Origin of the sequence: Bacillus sp. AFS001701, from assembly GCF_002559405.1 — a bacterium.
GTDB lineage: Bacteria > Bacillota > Bacilli > Bacillales > Bacillaceae_G > Gottfriedia.
Genome location: NZ_NTZO01000323.1, coordinates 1 through 3,267, shown reverse-complemented (window position 1 = coordinate 3,267; position 3,267 = coordinate 1). Strand labels below are relative to the sequence as shown.

At 33.2% G+C, this 3,267-nt stretch carries 3 protein-coding genes; all 3 read left to right on the top strand.

The window, feature by feature from the left end; all coding sequences use genetic code 11:
• Window positions 1-74 precede the first annotated feature (74 nt).
• Window positions 75-1,562 (top strand): coproporphyrinogen III oxidase, encoded by a 1,488-nt coding sequence (locus CN514_RS19060; RefSeq protein ID WP_098233955.1) that lies wholly within the window; start codon window positions 75-77, stop codon window positions 1,560-1,562.
• A gap of 71 nt (window positions 1,563-1,633) precedes the next feature.
• Window positions 1,634-2,422, top strand: coding sequence for an enoyl-CoA hydratase (locus tag CN514_RS19055; RefSeq protein WP_098233954.1), 789 nt, complete (start codon window positions 1,634-1,636; stop codon window positions 2,420-2,422).
• A gap of 357 nt (window positions 2,423-2,779) precedes the next feature.
• Window positions 2,780-3,267, top strand: a 488-nt coding sequence (locus CN514_RS19050; protein ID WP_098233953.1) for a DUF1510 family protein, incomplete at its 3' end; no start/stop codon positions are given.

The window sequence follows — 3,267 nt, the reverse complement described above, 5'->3', positions numbered from 1 at the left end:
GTGAATTTTAAATAATTGACCTCGTTACTCTTTAATTTTATACTTAAGTGATAACTTAAAAAGGTGATAATAAAATGAAAATATATATTAAAGGCTTAGAGGATATTCGTTTTCAAAGACCGTTAGAGCTATTAGCTCAACTATTTTTTGAAGACTGTGATGTATCGTTAGAAAAAATAGATGCAGATATTGAAGTAAGTTTTGTGCTAGATGAAGTTAATAAACAAGTAACCGGTAAGCTAGGTACGAATTTCGAAGCAAATACAAGCTATGTAGATGGTAAAGATGATCGAGAAGCATTTAAATTTAAAAAGAAAGCAGTTAACTTTGTCTTTTTATCATTACTACAAGAGCATACTGGAATTCAACAAAAGTGGGGAATCTTAACTGGCATACGACCAACTAAGCTCCTTCATTCAAAACTTAAATCTGGTATGTCAAAGGAAATGGCGCATGAAGAGCTACGAAATGACTATTTAATCCATGACGAAAAAATTGAATTAATGCAATCAATCGTCGATCGTCAATTAAAAGTAATACCAGATTTATATAACTTGCAAAATGAAGTTAGTCTTTATATTGGTATCCCATATTGCCCTACTAAGTGTGCTTATTGTACATTCCCAGCCTATGCTATTCAAGGGAAACAAGGTGCAGTCGATTCATTCTTATATGGATTACATTACGAAATGGAAAAAATCGGCGAATTTTTAAAGGAACGTGGAATTAACATTACGACGATTTATTATGGTGGAGGGACACCTACTAGTATTACAGCAGAAGAAATGGACTTACTGTATGCTAAGATGCACGAATCATTTCCAAATATGGAGCAGGTTCGTGAAATTACGGTAGAGGCTGGTAGACCTGATACAATTACGCCCGAAAAATTAGATGTATTAAATAAATGGAATATTGATCGAATTAGTATTAATCCACAATCTTATATTCAAGAAACTTTAAAAGCGATTGGTAGACATCACACTGTGGATGAAACAATAACAAAGTATCATTTAGCCCGTGAAATGGGTATGAATAATATAAATATGGACTTGATTATTGGTTTACCTGGAGAAGGTTTAAAAGAATTTCAATATACATTAGATGAAACTGAAAAGTTAATGCCTGAATCATTGACTGTTCATACGCTTTCATTTAAAAGAGCCTCAGAAATGACGCAAAACAAACAAAAATATAAAGTTGCAGATCGAGATGAAGTGCAGCAAATGATGAATGAAGCAACTGTATGGACAAAAAATCATAACTATCATCCATACTATTTATATCGTCAAAAAAATATATTAGGTAACCTTGAGAACATTGGATACTCTGTTGATGGTCAAGAAAGCTTGTATAATATATTAATTATGGAAGAAGAGCAAACAATTATTGGTTTAGGTTGTGGTGCATCTAGTAAGTTTGTAAATCCAGAAACTCGTCAAATAACTCGTTTTGCTAATGCGAAAGATCCTAAATCATATAATGAAGGTTATGAGCATTATACAAATGCAAAAATTAAGATTTTAGATGAGTTATTTTCGAAAAGTAATCAATCAAATTAATGAAAAATAAAGGAAATTCCTCTTGCGATGTTTAATGTTTAAATTAACCATGAAAACAAGGGGGATTTTTTATGTCTATTTCGAACACGGCAGAACATGTTTTATTAAGAAAAGAGGGACGAGTTGCAACTGTTGTATTTAATCGACCTGAAGTATTGAATGCAATGAATGAAGATACATTCAGACAATTTCGAGATGTACTGGATGAAATCGCTAGCTCAGACGTTGATGTAGTCGTTCTATGTGGAAATGGCAAAGGTTTCTCTTCAGGTGGAGATTTAAAATCAATGCTAAGTAACACAGATGAATCTGCTTTTGGTCCAGTAATGGATTTAATTACGGATGTAGTAATTAAATTATATACTTTACCTAAAATCGTTATTAGTGCAATTCATGGGCCAGCTGCAGGTATTGGACTAAGTTTTGCACTTGCTAGTGATTTCGTTCTTGCTCACGAATCAGGTGTATTGGCAATGAACTTTATCGGAATTGGCTTAATACCTGATGGTGGTGCACATTACTTCTTAGAAAAAAGGTTAGGTGAAACAAAAGCTAAACAACTGATCTGGGAAGGTAAAAAACTAAATGCAACGCAAGCGCTAGAAATCGGTTTAATTGATGAAGTAATCAGTGGGGACTTTGAACAAAAAATTAATGATCGAGTGAAGTCTATTCTTCAAAAACCCGTAAGTGCGATGATCCAATCAAAACAAATCTACTGTAACGGTAACGTAGAGTTCTTAAAAAATGTACTTTTATTTGAAAAAGAAGGACAAAGTGCAATGAGAAGAACAGCAGATCATCAGGAAGGTGTACAAGCCTTTTTACAAAAGAGACTACCTACTTTTACTGGGAAATAGGATCGTGAAATCGACTGGATTCGGTCGATTTTTTTGATTAGAAGAAAAGAAAAGATGTACAAATAAAATTAACAAAAGTACAATTAAATAACCTGAAATAGTAGATATAAATTTTAATGACTAACTACGATCACACTACTATTTTCATTCTGTAATCCTATGTTTAATATAAAAAAGAATAAATCATTAAAAATTTGATTGTCTATATTCTATTATGCACTAGTTTAAATTGTGTCTGACAATGAAAAAAACTTAACAGTTGTTTTACGAAATGGTTAATTTTAAAATACAAGACTATAAGTTTTTCTCCACTCATGGTAGAATGTTGACATTCTCAGTTTTGGGAGAGTGGTTAGATTGAAAAAGAATCAAAGCAATTCACGTACAACGTCAAGAGCGAAAAGAAAAAAAACAAAACTCATTTTATTTGGATCAATTGGAATCGTAATAATATTAATAGCATTTGTTTCGTATTCCATTTTTTCGCCGAATGATAATAAGGCAGGATCTAAAAAAAGTGACTATGCATCGGCCAAAAACAGCAAAAAGAATGATGATAATGGTGTAAAAGAGACATCAACAACGGTCCAAACAATTGATGATGACGATTCAGATGGCACGGCACCGGAAACACCAGAACAAGCGGGTGCACAAACAGGTACGAAGCATATTACAAGCTATGATCGAAATTCGCAAGACTGGCAGGCAATGCTACAGACAATCTCTTCTGCTGCAGGAATAGATTCAGGTAATATGACTGTTTGGTTTTTAGGAAGTGACAAAAGCAACCCAGGTGGCTCAGTCGGGACTGTATCAGCAAAGACAAAAGGCTCGCAAAAATATCG

What these genes read in the sequence shown, in the direction of transcription:
- CN514_RS19060 (WP_098233955.1), top strand. Translation starts at nt 75, where the DNA reads ATGAAAATATATATTAAAGGCTTAGAGGATATTCGTTTTCAAAGACCG.
- CN514_RS19055 (WP_098233954.1), top strand. Translation starts at nt 1,634, where the DNA reads ATGTCTATTTCGAACACGGCAGAACATGTTTTATTAAGAAAAGAGGGA.